Source organism: Neobacillus sp. SM06, assembly GCF_050496765.1.
Lineage (GTDB): Bacteria > Bacillota > Bacilli > Bacillales > Cytobacillaceae > JAEVLT01.
Genome location: NZ_JBNWEO010000017.1, coordinates 72,501 through 88,094, shown reverse-complemented (window position 1 = coordinate 88,094; position 15,594 = coordinate 72,501). Strand labels below are relative to the sequence as shown.

Here is a 15,594-nt window from a genome sequence, read left to right as displayed (position 1 = left end):
TGTGTCCGCCTTCCTAAAGGTTTTATTTACCTATAAGAATTGGACAAATTTTCTTAAAATCCTTTAATTCCATTTATATAGTTTAAAATTTTTATTTTTACTTTTCTCGCTCCCCAACGATAGGCATCGGCCTTCGATGAAAAAAAGACGTCTATTTTATATCCTTTAATCCTGCCGCCGGTATCGGCAGCGATCGCATAGCCGTAACCCTCTACATACACCTTCGTTCCTAGCGGGATAACAGATGGGTCGACAGCGATTACTTTTGCGTTCGGGTTGGCGCGGAGATTAATGCCGGTTGATGTGTTCCCTGAACATCCATTGCAGTCTGCAGTATATGCGGTTGTATTTACATATAGCTCTTTCCCGCCGCTTACTTCTCCACGAGATACTTGATAAGCTAAATCCTTTGTTCCAACTGCCACGACTTTATCTTGTTTATTCTTGACCGTTTCTTGGCTAATCAATTTCCTTGAAATTTCTTTGCCGTTCTCCAATGTCACTTCATATTTTTTGGATGCAAGACCTGGCTGGCCTTCCGCAACTACTTGCTGCTTGCCTTTTTCCAAATTTGTATCTTTCTGAGTGACGACAGCAAATTGCAAAGGTTCTTCCACTACATCGGTGACTTTTTCGACGCGAATGATGTTTACCACACCATTATCCTTTACTGTCTCATTTAATGACGGTTCAACTCGGTCTAAGTCGTTTAGTTTTATGCCTTGTTGTGTTAAAAAGTCAGCGACCGTAGTCGAAGTGGACCAAACTTGATGTTGCTTTCCGCCATCAACTAGAGTAAGACGGTTTGCTTGTTTGATGGAAATCTTCATCTTATTTTTGATTGCCTTTTTCGGTTCGGGCGAGATTTGATCATGGTCAGTTAAAACAATCTTTTGCGCTTTGAGGAGCTCAGCAACAGTGGCAGCTGTTGTCCAAACCGTTTTATCCTCGTTGTCTTTGACAATTTCAACCTGTTTCGCTTGTTTCCAGACAATGGTTTGATGATTTTTCAGCTTTGTGTTGGGCCTGGGAAACACGTAATCCTTTGAGCGGATCGGCACATGCAGTTCCTCAAGTAATTGTTGAATCGTATCCGCATGTGTTTTGACTGTTTTCTTTTCGCCATTTAACGTAAGAGCAACTGTCTTTTTCGAACCTTCAAAAAAAAGAATCCCAAGAGTTGCTGCAAAAACTAGGAAACTAGCAAAAAGAATCGTCAATGTTTTTCCACTCAAAGATTTCGGAAACAGGTTTTTCATGTTTTTGAATACGATGAAAAACGCCTCCTTTTCTTGGAGTGATTATAAAGAACTACCTCGCCGACTGTCAACCTTTGCGTTTTACCAGAACGTATTACTAATTATGCCGAATGTTGGATCAATTGCAAAGAAAAACTTATCGACATGGTTATCCTATGAGGAAAAGGAGACATGTAGAACTTTTTGGTATAAGAAAAAATTAGGACAATCTTCCCTTCCTTTCGACACCTTTCCTTATCATTTTATGGCGAACAATTTTTTCGCATTTGCCGCCGTTGCCTCTGCTACTTCTTGCAAAGACAGTCCCTTAATTTCTGCAATTTGTTCTGCAACAAATTTAACATAGGCTGGCTCATTCCGTTTTCCTCGATACGGATGTGGTGATAGATATGGGCAATCGGTTTCAATTAACAACTTATTCAGCGGTATTTCCGCGGCTACTTCCTTTGGTTTTTTTGCATTTTTAAACGTAACAGGGCCTCCGAGAGAAATATAAAAATTCATTTCGACAACTTCTCTGGCTATTTCAGGGCTCCCGCTATAACAGTGCAAGATCCCACCCACTTCTTCTGCACCCTCTTCCTTTAAAATTTCCACTATATCCGCAGTCGCTTCACGATTGTGAATAACGATTGGAAGTTTTACTTTCTTCGCCAACCGAATCTGTTTTCGGAAAACTTCTTTTTGAATCTCTTTTGGTGACTTGTCCCAATAATAATCCAGCCCCATTTCACCGAGTGCCACCACTTTTGGGTGTGAAGCCAGTTCTTCAATCCATGCTAAATCCTCATCTGTCATGTCAATCGCATCAACCGGGTGCCAGCCGACACTTGCATACATAAAATCATAGTGTTCAACCAATTCCATTGCTTTTTGAATCGTCGGCCGATCAAAGCCCACGATCACCATATTGGAAACGCCAGCCTGTTTTGCCCGTTCAACCACTTCTTCCAAGTCATCTGCATATTGGTCAGCATTTAAATGAGCATGGGTATCAAACAACATGTTAACTCTCCTTCAAAATAATTTACTAGAACATGAGAAAAAACACGAATTATGTTCCACGTGAAACATTTATGATGAAAATTGTCGACTTTACCAAGATAATTTGACGAACCAAAGCTTTTTACAAATGATAAGCGCCTTTATAGGCGCTTGCACATGGATCGTTTATTTTACTTTTGCCCCATTTGGCAAGGTTTGATCAACCGTAGCTAATGAGAGTTGACCGTCTTTTGAGCCTGCTAAAATCATGCCTTGCGACAATTCACCGCGTAGTTTAACGGGCTTCAAATTCGTAATGCAAATTACTTTCCGCCCGACCAATTCTTCCGGCTGATAATATTGGGCAATACCGGAGACAACCTGGCGCTTTTCATAGCCTAGATCTAGCTGTAGTTTCAGCAGTTTATCCGCTTTTTTCACCGACTCGGCTGCAATCACTTCAGCAACGCGGAGATCAATTTTCATAAATTCATCAATGGAAATTTCATCTGGAAGTTCAGGTTTTTCTTCTTCTTTTGGCTTCTCTGCTTGGGGAGCACTGGCACCCTGCATTTTCGTTTTAATAAATTCAACTTCTTCTTCCATCTCAAGTCGAGGGAATAGTGGTGTCCCCTTCTCCACTTTTGTCCCTTCAGGAATCCTGCCAAAAGTCTCTAAGCTTTCCCATGATTTTAACGAATAATCGTTTATTCCAAGCTGGTTAAAAATCTCCTCCGGTGTACGAGTCATAAATGGCTGAAGAAGGATCGCAATTCTTCTTAGTGACTCAGCTAAATGCGTCATGACGCTTGCCAATTCCGGTTTCCGCTCTTCTTCTTTTGCCAAAATCCACGGCTGGGTTTCATCAATATATTTGTTGGACCGGCTTACTAGCTGCCAAATGGTCGTTAAGGCAACCGAGAATTCCATCTTTTCCATTGCTTCTTCGTATTTTGCAACCACTTCTTGATTCACTTTTAGCAATGCTGAATCAAATGAACTGCTAGAGCCTCCATAAACAGGAATGACACCATTAAAATATCGTTCAATCATCGCAACGGTCCGATTGAGCAAATTCCCCAAATCATTTGCCAAGTCAAAATTAATTCTTTCGACAAATCCTTCAGGTGTAAACACTCCATCAGCCCCAAACGGAACTTCCCTTAATAAATAGTAGCGTAAAGCATCCAGGCCATAGCGATCGATCAATGTAACAGGATCAACAACATTTCCCTTTGATTTTGACATTTTCCCGTCTTTCATTAAGAGCCAGCCATGGGCAAATACTTTCTTTGGCAGCGGGATATCCAGAGCCATCAGCATAATTGGCCAATAGATCGTATGAAAGCGAACAATTTCCTTGCTCATAAGATGAACATCAGCAGGCCAATACGTTAAATATTTTGCATCGTTCTCCGTACCGTAGCCAAGTGCTGTAATATAATTGGACAATGCATCAATCCAAACATAGATCACATGCTTTGGATCTCCCGGCACCTTGATTCCCCAATCAAATGTCGTTCTCGAAACGGCCAAGTCTTCCAGCCCCGGCTTAATAAAATTATTGATCATTTCGTTCTTGCGTGATTCCGGCTGAATAAATTCCGGGTTTTCCTCGTAATATTGCAGGAGGCGATCAACATATTTACTCATTTTAAAGAAATACGACTCTTCTTTAACCTTTTCAACAGGACGGCCGCAATCAGGGCAATTGCCGTCTACAAGCTGCCGATCCGTGTAAAATGATTCACACGGTGTGCAATACCAGCCTTCATATTGGTCAAGGTAAATATCCCCCTGCTCAAGCAATCTGGCAAAAATCTTCTCGACGACTTGCTTGTGGCGCTCATCGGTTGTGCGAATAAAATCATCATAAGAAATATCGAGTTTCTTCCAAAGTTCTTGGATCCCGCCAACAATTTCATCTACATAGTGCTGCGGCGTAACCCCTTTTTCTTCCGCTTTCCGTTGAATTTTTTGGCCATGTTCATCCGTTCCCGTTAAATACATCACGTCAAAACCGCGCATCCGTTTATAGCGGGCCATCGCATCCCCCGCAACCGTTGTGTAAGCGTGCCCAATATGTAAATTTCCGCTCGGGTAATAAATCGGAGTAGTGATGTAAAATGTTTTCGTTTTTTCCTGCATCTGTATCTCTCCTTGAAAAATAACCTATTCGATCATTATTGCCTTTTTTTAGTACTTCTATCATCAAAATATACCGAAAAATAAAGATTTGTGCAACAAAGCCAGCTTTGCAGGATTCATCATTCAAGTTCATATATAAGCAACGAAAAAATTACCGCAACCGACCCCAAAAAAAAGGGAATCCATTTTGAATTTTTTAATAGACAAGCAGGAAAGTGTAGAAGTTTGTCGAATACTTGTAGGTAATTGGCGAAAATCCATTTTCCTTTCTTTTTTCTTAGGAGTCGTGACCATTTCAATTAAAAAAATGATATCCTGTCCAACCTTTGATATAGAGCAAATGTAAACTTTCTCATGAAAAATTAATTTTTTTTAGAATAAAATAATTGACGGATATGGGAATGGCTGGTATTATAAAGGTAACGAGAAATTTGTCGAATAATGACGAGTAAATGCAAGAAATAAAACCTATTTCTGGGAGGAGATTGAAGTATGAAATCTACTGGTATTGTCCGTAAAGTTGATGAGTTAGGTCGGGTAGTGATTCCAATTGAGTTAAGACGTACATTAGGGATTGCTGAAAAAGACGCTCTTGAGATCTATGTTGACGATGAGCGTATCATCCTGAAAAAATACAAACCAAATATGACTTGCCAAGTAACAGGAGAAGTGTCAGATGACAACTTAACCTTAGCTGGCGGAAAGTTAATTCTTAGCCGTGAAGGTGCTGAAATCCTCTTAAAAGAAATTCAAGAATCTTTCGAAATGGCTAAATAAAATTGCGAGATTAGTAGAAAGGCTGACCATGCATTTGGCCAGCCTTTTCTCATTGCCATTTTTTATTCTAGCTGATGATAGGTTTGGTAAATATCTCTTTTTTGCAGCCCGCGGTCTTTTGCCGTCTGTTTCATCGCTTCTTTTGGCGACAGCTGATTCACTAAAACATAATGTTCGACATGTTCTGGAATCGAAAGATCTTTCCACCAGTCATCTTCTTCATTCGTGCCTGATTGCACTCCTTCTACAATCAGGCAAAATTCCCCGCGTACCTCCTCACGTTCCGCCCATTCAAGCACCTCTTCCATAGTACCCCGAATAAACTCTTCATATTTTTTCGTTATTTCCCGACATAGGGAAATTTTTCGATCACCAAAATATTCCATCATCAGCACCAATGTTTCCTTCAGCCGATGTGGAGATTCATAAAGAATAATCGTACCTGTTTGTTTTTTTAGCCTTTCAAGCTCCCGTTTCTTTTCTTTTTTTTGGCGATTTAAAAATCCATAAAAATAAAAAGGCTGAGTGGAGAGTCCGGAGGCAATCAATGATGTAAGAGCAGCATTTGCTCCTGGCAATGGGACAACTGTTAACTTTTCTTCAATCGCCTTGGCGGCCAGTTCATAACCAGGATCGGAAATAGCCGGCATCCCCGCATCACTAACAAGCGCAATGGTCAAGCCGTCTTTTAATTTCCCAATTAACTTTTCCCCACTTAATTCTTTATTATGTTCATGATAACTGACAACAGGTGTGTGAATTTCAAAATAATTGCAAAGCTTTCTCGTATTTCTTGTGTCTTCTGCAGCAATAAGATCCGCTTCTTTTAATATTCGAATTGCGCGAAAGCTCATGTCCTCCAAATTGCCGATCGGTGTTGGCACAAGATAAAGAATGCCTTTATCCGCCTCATTTTCAAAACTCTTCTGCTGCCACATCAAATCCACCCATTTCCTTTCGCAAAAACTCAATTTTTTTCTTCCTTGTTAACTGTTTAAAATTCCATTCTGCTTTAAGGGCATCGCTTTTATTTTGATATTTTTTAAAAAATGTTAACGCAACCGGTCCTCTGCCCCTTGTATACTTGGCGCCTTTTCCTTCATTATGGAGTTTCATGCGCCGTTCAAGGTTGTTCGTATAGCCTCCATAAAAACTTCCATCCTTACAGGTCAATACATAAAAATAATGTTCATTGTTTTCCATATAAAATTTCACTTATTTCCGGAGTGTATTCATTTTGATCATTATAAACGACAAGCGGTGGTACTAGTTTCAAATCGGGCCGCCCATCCTTAACCGCTTCAACCAGCAATATATTTGCTTCCTTGTCTTTTTTCGGATAAACAAATTGGATTCTTTTTGGTTCTAAACGATAGTGCCGCATTAACGCGATCAGGTCAATAAACCTCCCTGGTCGATGGACAAATGCGACCTTCCCGCCTTGGCGAACAAGCTGGCTTGATACCCGAACAGCATCTTCAAGCGTGCATAAAATTTCATGCCGGGCAATGGCTAAATGTTCATTTGGATTGATTTCCTCTTTGGATGGAGTGAGAAAATAAGGGGGATTGCATGTCACCACATCGTATTGACCATAACCTAGCCGGCTCGGCATATCCTTTATATCGCCATGAATCATATCGAGTCTTGTTTCAAGTCCATTGTACGCAATACTTCTTTGCGCCATATCCATTAAACGTTCCTGAATTTCAACTCCTGTTATTTTTCCTTTTGTTCGTGTGCTTAAAAATAAAGGAATAACGCCATTTCCACTGCACAAATCAAGCAACTTTCCCTTTTGGATCGGAACATGGACAAACTTCGCAAGCAGCACAGCATCAAGGGAAAAAGCAAAAACAGATGGGCTCTGAATGATGCGCAAATTTTCCGCCAGCAAGTAATCCAGTCTTTCATCTTCTTTCAAATTTACCATTCATAACCTCCATCTAGACACCGATTCAACTATTTTTTATCTAACAAGCGTTCGTATTTTATAGGAAAAGGTTCAGGCAACTGTTCCTTTTAGGAGGGTTTTGCTGTATCCTTTATATAAAAACAGCCTTCCTTTGGAAAGGAAGGCATGTATTATTTTTTGTTAAGAAAAGACAAACAGAACAAACAATCGCCTTCCTTGCGCAGACTGCCAAAGTGCAGATTGCAAATATGGAACCCCTCATGATATAACCGGGCAAGATTATCATACCCTTCGCCGATATCAAACATCTTATTTTGATCGATTTCAGCTTTGGCCGTTCCTTTCTTGTGCTCCGAGTTTTTTTGCCCTCCACGCTTTGAAGTTGTTTCCAAAAGGCGCCTCAAGTTTTCATTCTCCAATTTTAAAGAGTGATTCTCTTCTAGTATCTCGGCTAAATGCTGCTTTAATTCACCAAGCTTTTGGTAGAGGTTTCCAATTTGTATTTCCATTTTACTGACTGAATCAAAAATTTCTTTTTTATCCACGCCTTCCACCTCATTAATCTGTGGATTGAATAGAGAATGCACCCTCTTTAATTTCGTCCAATGTGTATTCTAAAACCCGTTCCTGATTCTTTAGCTCCACTTGGAGAACCCTTTCAAGAATATTGAGGCCAACAACTTTCCCAACACCATGGGGGGTGTCAATCATTTCTCCAAGATCCGGAAGCTGTTCTTTCGCTGTTTCGTATTCGTCATTTTCATACTTCAAACAGCACATCAGCCTGCCGCATAATCCAGAAATCTTTGTTGGATTTAAAGAGAGATTTTGATCTTTTGCCATTTTAATCGAAACAGGGTCAAAATCACCAAGAAATGTTGAACAGCACAGCATTCTCCCGCATGGTCCGATACCGCCGAGCATCTTTGCCTCGTCGCGGACACCGATCTGCCTGAGCTCAATTCTTGTCCGAAAAATGGCTGCCAAATCTTTTACCAATTCGCGAAAATCCACGCGCCCATCCGCGGTGAAATAAAAAATAACTTTATTGCGGTCAAATGTATATTCAACATCTACCAGTTTCATATCCAGCTGATGCTCGCTTACCTTTTGATTGCAAACTTCATATGCTTCCTGAGCAGCTTGCTTATTTTCCTCGACAATCATTCGATCCTTTTGATCTGCAATCCGGACGACTTTTTTCAATGGCAGGACAATGTCATGCTCCCCTACTTGTTTACGGGCAATGACTGCCTTTCCATATTCTACGCCGCGAACCGTCTCGACAATGACATAGTCATCCTTTTCAATTGCAAGATCTCCGGGATCAAAATAATAGATTTTTCCCGCTTTTTTAAAGCGTACTCCTACAACATCATACAACTGAAGATCCCTCCTGCAATTTTAACACAAGCTGTTCCATCAGCAACTGAGGATTCATATTGGCTTGCAGCTTTCGCTTTGCATCGAGAATGGCAGTTATCTGCTCGGTAATAAGCCTGCCAGGCTCCTTTAATGCAAACTGTTTAAGCCGTTCGAATTCCTTTTGATAAACAGCTTGCTCCGGTTTTCCCAGCTGAATATATAATAAATCCTTAAATATAAGAAGTAAAAGATCTAAGCCGCGATCAATCTGTTCTTTTTCTTTAAAGTGCTGATGCCAATCTCCTTGAAGGCTGACCATTGCCTCCAGCGGATTTTTCTTCAACACTTCATATAATTTTAACACTATTTTTTGCGCTTGTGCAAACCATTCATCGACATTTAACCTCAATGCTTCGTCGACATTATTTGTCATTTGAGCTAAAAGCAGAGCATCTTTTCGGTCAACGCCTTTTCCTGCCAGGACATCCGCCATTGCCTTTGGTGGCAACGGTTTGAATGTTAACATTTGGCATCTTGATTGAATGGTTGGAAGGATTTTTTGTGGCTGGTCCGTTAAAAGAAAAGCGAGCGTCTGCGAATTAGGCTCTTCCAAGAACTTGAGCAAGCTATTTGAAGCACTGACAGACATTTTATCAGCATCGACAATAATATATACTTTTCGAGCCGATTCGACTCCCTTTTTTGTAAACTCTTCTTGAAGCTCTTTAATTTGCTGTTTTTTTATCGATAATCCATCCGGTTCGATCATGTGAACATCCGGGTGATTTCCGCTAGTGATCCTCCGGCAATTGGCACACGACTCACATGGCTTGTAGCCATCCGCCGGCGCCTCGCATAAATAGGTTTTCGCCAATAATAGGGCTGTATCCTTTTTCCCTGTTCCCCGCATTCCTTCAAGCAAATAGGCATGCGCGAGTCGATTTTTCAACAGACTATTTTTCATCATTTTTAAAACAATCGGCTGCATTCCTTCCAACTGTTCCCACGTTTTCAACATGTTGATCACCACTTGTTCTGTTAAAATTGCAGAAATTGCTCAACCGGGAGAACAAACACTGTTGCTCCACCGACCTCCACTTGAATTGGAAAAGGAACGTATGAATCCGCATTGCCACCCATCGGAGAAACAGGAGCAACCAGCTGTTCCCGCGACTGGCAATTTTTTTTGATGATCTCTAAGGCCATTTCAATCCGATCATCATCTGTTCCGATCATAAACGTTGTATTGCCCGACCGCAAAAACCCGCCTGTTGTTGCAAGTTTCGTGGCTCTAAAGTTGTTTTCCATTAACGCTTTTGATAAACGATTGCTATCCTGATCCTGTACAATGGCAACAATAAGTTTCATCTGATCCAGCTCCTTTTGTTTTTTTTCCGACAATCCTTACTAACATTATAACAGTTATTTTCTTTCCTTTCATTGTGCAAAACCAATGAATGAGTAAAAACACTGAGATCATACGTTATCAATTTCCTAAAAAAACCTGCTCCAAGGTCTTTATGGCGGAGCAGGTTTTTTTACGATGCTGCTATTTTACATCCTTTAACAATTCTTGAAGTTCGTTATTGAATCCTTTTACGGCCCGATCACCGACAACTGTTACCGGAACACCTAAAAAGCCAAACTTTTCGACCTCCGCTTGGTAATCGGGATTAGCCAAAACATCTCTCACTTCAAACGGTATTCCTTCTTGAGTCAGAACTTTTTTGACCATATCACATTCAATGCAACCTTGTGTCGAATAAACAACTACTTTTTTTGCCATGTCTAAAATTTCCCCCTTGTCTTGCCATGTTGCGCTTGCCATCTCCATTATAAGCAATCATTTAGTAAAATCAATTTCCTGCCGACCACAAATCTACTATTCTTTTGTTAAAAATGTTTTTGGCATGACGACTGCGACTACTTCACCTCTAGCGCATAGCTGTTCATTTGCAAAAATTTCCGAATCAACTTTCCACTTTTTCGGATGAATTTCAGTAACAGTTCCAATCGCCTTTAATGGCACACCATGCGGAGTAGGTTTGATAAAATCAACACGAAGGGATGCAGTTACAAATCGCGGCGGTTCGGCTCCCTCGCCTAACTCGTGTCCATTTTTCCGATGAAGGGCCAGCGATGCCGATCCCGTCCCATGGCAATCGATTAATGAAGCGATCATCCCGCCATATACAAAACCGGGAAGTGCGGTGTGAGCCGCTTTTGGTGTAAAAAAGGTAATCGTCTGTGTTCCATTCTGGTGCCATCCTGTGCGAAAGTGATGCCCTTCTTCATTTAAATGTCCACATCCGTAACACCAGGCAAACTCTGCCGGATATTCATCTTGAATAGCTTTTTCTACTTTCCATTCCATCTTTCCCACACCTTTCTACAGTTTCACCTTCATTCCTACGATAACACTTTTTGCGAATTAACGAAATATTTTGTATATTTTTTGTAAAGTATATGTTAGCAACGTCTTATAAAGAAAAACAACAAAAAGGCCATACTCAGACCTTTTTGTTCCCTCTTTCTTTGATTATTTTTAATGTCTCTTCAAACACTTCTTCGAGACTTTTGGAAGCATCAATTTTCACGATTCGCTCTGGAAAGCACCGCAATAACATGTGATACCCCTCTCTGACTTTATGATGAAAATCAAGTGCTTCAAGATCAAGACGATTAATTTCCCGTCCTTCTTGTTTATTGATCCGGTTTAAGCCGGCCTCTGGTTCGATATCAAAATAAAGCGTCAGCCCCGGCATCAAATCTCCGATGGCAAATCGGTTAATGCTGAATACTTCTTCAATTCCAAGGCCGCGTGCGTGTCCCTGATAGGCAAGCGAACTATCGACAAACCGGTCGCATAAGACCATTTTTCCTGCCTCCAATGCCGGCTTGACCTTTTCGATCAAATGCTGGCGTCTTGCGGCGGCATAAAGCAATGCTTCTGTGTGTGCATCCATTGCCGTATTTTTTTTATCCAAAATGACTTCCCGTATTTGTTCAGCAATCTCGATTCCGCCCGGCTCCCTCGTTAAAACGGCTTCAGGAAAGCAATCGGCAATCATATTGATAATAGTCGTTTTTCCAGCCCCCTCTGGACCTTCGAACGTGATAAATCTTCCATTTAACATAAAAAACCTCCAAAAACCAATGTCATTGCAGAAATTTCTTTCCGCTGACAAATTACTTTAAAAATACCTTGACCCTTCCTATTTCAAGCAAGGATCCTCCCTGGAATCGCGCACCCAGCTCGAGATTGTTTTGCAGCATTTGCAGTTTTTCCTTTGTCATTTCCTCTCCCTTTAAAAACAATGGAATCCCTGGCGGATACGGAATAATCGTTTCTGCAGCCAGCTTCCCTGCAGCCTCAGCAATCGTTGCCTCGCCTATCTGATAATTTGCCATGTCTTTATAAGACACGCCTAATGAAGAAACCGTCTCCTTGTTTTTGAAAAAACAATCGGCCAATCCTGTTCCCTTAATAGGCTGAACCGATTTCAATGCGCGATTTATTTTTTCAGCTGCCTCGTCCAATGGAAAGCTCATTGCTTTTTTCAATAAAGGAAAGACGAGCAGCACATTGTAAGGATCGGCAAGCTCGGTAAATACCCCAGCCTCTTCAATCCGTTTCTGTAGTGCATACCCCGAGAAGCCAGATGTTGATCGGATTGTTATTTTCAGCGGATCTCCTCCTTTTTCGGAGTCAAGAACGCGCAAACCGGGAATCGCCTTCAGTTTCTGCTTGAAATCGTTAATTTGTCTTATTAAATAGCCGCTGTCAGCGGACTCATATGTACCTAAATAACTTCGTGCCAGGTCAAGTGAAGCCATAATAGGATAAGAAGGGCTGCTTGATTGAAAAATCTGCAGATAATCAAGCACCTTGTCCATTTTTACAAAGGCACTGTTAAAATGCAAATAAGACCCCATTGTCATGGCCGGGAGCGTCTTATGTGCAGATTGAACGATGATATCTGCTCCTAATTGAACAGCAGATGGCGGAAACGGGTCACCCGCAATAAAATGAGCGCCATGTGCTTCATCGATCAACACTGGAATGTGAAACTGATGAACTTTTTCAATAATGCGCTGCAAATCGAACACTCTGCCGTAGTAGTTCGGATAGGTTAAGATGACGGCGCTTACCTGCGGATAGCGATTAAGTGCTTCGTTAATGGTCTCGAATGAAACCCCTCCGGCCACTTTCCATTGCGGATCATATTCAGGCTCTAAGAAAACTGGCCTCACTTTTGCCAGCATTAACGCATTCATGATCGATTTGTGGCAATTTCGCTGGACAAGAACAATGGCATCTTCTTCACACGCAGCCAGTATCATCGTTAGATTCCCTGAGGTTGAACCATTGACAAGGAAAAAGCTTCTCTCTGTTTGAAATAGATCAGCTAATAAACTTTGGGCATCGTAAATGGCCTCTTCCGGTGCATGCAGGTCATCCAAACCCGTTATTTCGGTAGCATCCAGTTTTAATAAATCGTGAAAAAAAGAATTTCCTTTCGGCTCAAAAATCTTTCCATTTTTATGACCGGGTACATGAAAGGAAATCGGATTTTTCTTCGAATAATTTACTAACGCATCATATAAAGGTGTCGCGGATTGATTCATTTATACTACTTCCTTCTATGGTTCTTCTTTATTCTAACAAAAATTCTATTCAATTCTTCTTTTCTTTGCAAAAAAAAGAAGTCCAAATGCGGACTTGTTATGAAAAGATCCCCGGTGTTGCAATTTTTTTTAGCTGTTTCAAAAAAAATTTATATTTCGGGTCGTTTGTATCTGTTTGAATTAGATCCTTTTCACAGTCAGTACAGATAAAAGATGTGTATAGATGTATTCCTTTCGGTTTCATTTGCTCACAAATCACGCACTTTTCCCCAACGAATTTATGTGCTGCCAGCGAACTCATTTCCTCCACCTCCATACACTCATTCTTTCCTGTTTAACGATTTGTATACAATTTTCCAAAAAATCTGTGCACTCTATTTAGTTTATGTGTATCAACAATTCCGCGTGTATGTCTATATGAAATGAATTGCAGGGCGATTTTATTATAAACATCATTTTTCTAACTATACTTTTAACTTCTGGTTAGTAAGAAAAACCGGGCAAAAACCGCCCGGTCCTTTTTAGTTTGGTGGATAAACGGGGTCTGTTGATTTCCGCTCCAGTCACTCGCTTTCCGGGGGGCGTGCGGGGGAACCAGTAGTACCATTTCACCCTGAAAAATAGGGGAATTGGGCATTCGGGAGGCCACTAGTGACCGTTTTACCCTGAAAAATTGGAGAATTGGGCATTAAGGAAGCTAGTAATGACCGTTTTGACCCAAAAAACAGGGGAATCGGGCATTAAGGAAGCTAGTAATGACCGCTTTGACCCAAAAAACAGGAGAATTGGGCATTAAGGAAGCTAGTAATGACCGCTTTGACCCAAAAAACAGGAGAATTGGGCATTAGTGAAGCTAGTAATGACCGCTTTGACCCAAAAAACAGGAGAATTGGGCATTAAGGAAGCTAGTAATGACCGCTTTGACCCAAAAAACAGGAGAATTGGGCATTAAGGAAGCTAGTAATGACCGCTTTGACCCAAAAAACAGGGGAATCGGGCATTAGAGAAGCCTCTAGTGACCATTTATCTTGATAAATATGAGAATTGGACTTCTTCATTTTTACCTTTTAATGGTCAAGAGATAAGTTAAGATATAAATTCTGATATTATAAAAAAGACAATCCTTAAAGGATTGTCTTTTTCTTTGCTTGGCAACGTCCTACTCTCACAGGAACTTGCGTTCCAACTACCATCGGCGCTGAGAAGCTTAACTTCCGTGTTCGGTATGGGAACGGGTGTGACCTTCTCGCCATTGCCGCCAAGCTATTTTGTTGAGGTTCATTCCCTCAAAACTAGGTAATCAAGAAGAAGTAAACGAAGAACGAGGCCGCGCATTCAACTACATTGGTTAAGTCCTCGATCGATTAGTATCAGTCAGCTCCACACGTCACCGCGCTTCCACCTCTGACCTATCAACCTGATCGTCTTTCAGGGATCTTACTAGCTTGACGCTATGGGAAATCTCATCTTGAGGGGGGCTTCATGCTTAGATGCTTTCAGCACTTATCCCGTCCGCACATAGCTACCCAGCGATGCCTTTGGCAAGACAACTGGTACACCAGCGGTGCGTCCATCCCGGTCCTCTCGTACTAAGGACAGCTCCTCTCAAATTTCCTGCGCCCACGACGGATAGGGACCGAACTGTCTCACGACGTTCTGAACCCAGCTCGCGTACCGCTTTAATGGGCGAACAGCCCAACCCTTGGGACCGACTACAGCCCCAGGATGCGATGAGCCGACATCGAGGTGCCAAACCTCCCCGTCGATGTGGACTCTTGGGGGAGATAAGCCTGTTATCCCCGGGGTAGCTTTTATCCGTTGAGCGATGGCCCTTCCATGCGGAACCACCGGATCACTAAGCCCGACTTTCGTCCCTGCTCGACTTGTAGGTCTCGCAGTCAAGCTCCCTTGTGCCTTTACACTCTACGAATGATTTCCAACCATTCTGAGGGAACCTTTGGGCGCCTCCGTTACTCTTTAGGAGGCGACCGCCCCAGTCAAACTGCCCACCTGACACTGTCTCCCACCCAGAATTTGTGGGTGCGGGTTAGAATTTCAATACAGCCAGGGTAGTATCCCACCGACGCCTCCACCGAAGCTGGCGCTCCGGTTTCTACGGCTCCTACCTATCCTGTACAAGCTGTACCGAAATTCAATATCAGGCTACAGTAAAGCTCCACGGGGTCTTTCCGTCCTGTCGCGGGTAACCTGCATCTTCACAGGTACTATAATTTCACCGAGTCTCTCGTTGAGACAGTGCCCAGATCGTTACGCCTTTCGTGCGGGTCGGAACTTACCCGACAAGGAATTTCGCTACCTTAGGACCGTTATAGTTACGGCCGCCGTTTACTGGGGCTTCAATTCAGAGCTTCGCTTTGTGAGCTAACCCCTCCTCTTAACCTTCCAGCACCGGGCAGGCGTCAGCCCCTATACTTCGCCTTGCGGCTTCGCAGAGACCTGTGTTTTTGCTAAACAGTCGCCTGGGCCTATTCACTGCGGCTCTTCGGGGCGTGAACC

Annotated in this window: 16 protein-coding genes and 2 rRNA genes (1 of these 18 cut by a window edge); 1 reads left to right on the top strand and 17 read right to left on the bottom strand. The window is 42.0% G+C overall.

Translation table 11 applies throughout. The features are described from left to right. Positions 1-53: 53 nt before the first annotated feature. The 3 genes from ACQYAD_RS13695 to metG form a co-directional block, all read right to left on the bottom strand. On the bottom strand, positions 54-1,259 hold the full coding sequence (locus tag ACQYAD_RS13695) for a ubiquitin-like domain-containing protein (RefSeq protein ID WP_430239010.1): 1,206 nt from the start codon (positions 1,257-1,259) through the stop codon (positions 54-56). Positions 1,260-1,496: 237 nt separating this feature from the next. Next, positions 1,497-2,264: a TatD family hydrolase gene (locus ACQYAD_RS13690; protein ID WP_430239007.1), complete on the bottom strand. Its 768-nt coding sequence runs from the start codon at positions 2,262-2,264 to the stop codon at positions 1,497-1,499. A 165-nt stretch (positions 2,265-2,429) separates the two neighbouring features. Continuing rightward, on the bottom strand, positions 2,430-4,397 hold the full coding sequence (gene metG / locus ACQYAD_RS13685; RefSeq protein WP_430239396.1) for a methionine--tRNA ligase: 1,968 nt from the start codon (positions 4,395-4,397) through the stop codon (positions 2,430-2,432). Positions 4,398-4,883: 486 nt separating this feature from the next. On the opposite strand from metG, the gene ACQYAD_RS13680 reads away from it, so the two are divergent. Beyond that, positions 4,884-5,168, top strand: coding sequence for an AbrB/MazE/SpoVT family DNA-binding domain-containing protein (locus ACQYAD_RS13680; RefSeq protein ID WP_430239005.1), 285 nt, complete (start codon positions 4,884-4,886; stop codon positions 5,166-5,168). A 62-nt stretch (positions 5,169-5,230) separates the two neighbouring features. Here ACQYAD_RS13680 and rsmI read toward each other — a convergent pair whose 3' ends face one another. The 14 genes from rsmI to ACQYAD_RS13610 all read right to left on the bottom strand — a co-directional run. Then, on the bottom strand, positions 5,231-6,106 hold the full coding sequence (gene rsmI, locus ACQYAD_RS13675; RefSeq protein ID WP_430239004.1) for a 16S rRNA (cytidine(1402)-2'-O)-methyltransferase: 876 nt from the start codon (positions 6,104-6,106) through the stop codon (positions 5,231-5,233). Next, positions 6,084-6,371, bottom strand: coding sequence for a GIY-YIG nuclease family protein (locus ACQYAD_RS13670; RefSeq protein WP_430239002.1), 288 nt, complete (start codon positions 6,369-6,371; stop codon positions 6,084-6,086). Before ACQYAD_RS13670 ends, rsmI begins: the two co-directional genes overlap by 23 nt. Beyond that, on the bottom strand, positions 6,358-7,101 hold the full coding sequence (locus tag ACQYAD_RS13665; RefSeq protein WP_430239000.1) for a tRNA1(Val) (adenine(37)-N6)-methyltransferase: 744 nt from the start codon (positions 7,099-7,101) through the stop codon (positions 6,358-6,360). Before ACQYAD_RS13665 ends, ACQYAD_RS13670 begins: the two co-directional genes overlap by 14 nt. A gap of 152 nt (positions 7,102-7,253) precedes the next feature. Then, positions 7,254-7,628 (bottom strand): DNA replication initiation control protein YabA, encoded by a 375-nt coding sequence (gene yabA / locus ACQYAD_RS13660; protein WP_430238998.1) that lies wholly within the window; start codon positions 7,626-7,628, stop codon positions 7,254-7,256. Positions 7,629-7,641: 13 nt separating this feature from the next. Next, entirely contained in the window at positions 7,642-8,466 is an 825-nt protein-coding gene (locus ACQYAD_RS13655; RefSeq protein WP_430238995.1) for a PSP1 domain-containing protein, read from the bottom strand. After that, positions 8,459-9,466, bottom strand: a complete 1,008-nt coding sequence (gene holB, locus ACQYAD_RS13650; protein ID WP_430238993.1) for a DNA polymerase III subunit delta' — start codon at positions 9,464-9,466, stop codon at positions 8,459-8,461. The genes ACQYAD_RS13655 and holB overlap by 8 nt, the downstream gene beginning before the upstream one ends. Before the next feature lie 20 nt (positions 9,467-9,486). After that, positions 9,487-9,816, bottom strand: a complete 330-nt coding sequence (locus ACQYAD_RS13645; protein ID WP_430238991.1) for a cyclic-di-AMP receptor — start codon at positions 9,814-9,816, stop codon at positions 9,487-9,489. A 181-nt stretch (positions 9,817-9,997) separates the two neighbouring features. Then, complete coding sequence (locus ACQYAD_RS13640; RefSeq protein WP_430238989.1) at positions 9,998-10,234, bottom strand: glutaredoxin family protein; 237 nt, start codon at positions 10,232-10,234, stop codon at positions 9,998-10,000. A gap of 96 nt (positions 10,235-10,330) precedes the next feature. Beyond that, a complete protein-coding gene (locus tag ACQYAD_RS13635; protein WP_430238987.1) occupies positions 10,331-10,822 on the bottom strand; it encodes a PaaI family thioesterase in 492 nt (163 codons plus the stop codon). Between the two features lie 136 nt (positions 10,823-10,958). After that, a complete protein-coding gene (gene tmk, locus ACQYAD_RS13630) occupies positions 10,959-11,585 on the bottom strand; it encodes a dTMP kinase (protein WP_430238985.1) in 627 nt (208 codons plus the stop codon). A 52-nt stretch (positions 11,586-11,637) separates the two neighbouring features. Then, on the bottom strand, positions 11,638-13,077 hold the full coding sequence (locus ACQYAD_RS13625) for an aminotransferase class I/II-fold pyridoxal phosphate-dependent enzyme (protein ID WP_430238983.1): 1,440 nt from the start codon (positions 13,075-13,077) through the stop codon (positions 11,638-11,640). A gap of 97 nt (positions 13,078-13,174) precedes the next feature. Continuing rightward, entirely contained in the window at positions 13,175-13,378 is a 204-nt protein-coding gene (locus ACQYAD_RS13620) for a sigma factor G inhibitor Gin (RefSeq protein WP_430238980.1), read from the bottom strand. 845 nt (positions 13,379-14,223) lie between these two features. Further along, a 5S ribosomal RNA gene (gene rrf, locus ACQYAD_RS13615) occupies positions 14,224-14,340 on the bottom strand. 81 nt (positions 14,341-14,421) lie between these two features. Continuing rightward, a 23S ribosomal RNA gene (locus ACQYAD_RS13610) occupies positions 14,422-15,594 on the bottom strand; it runs 1,766 nt beyond the window's last position.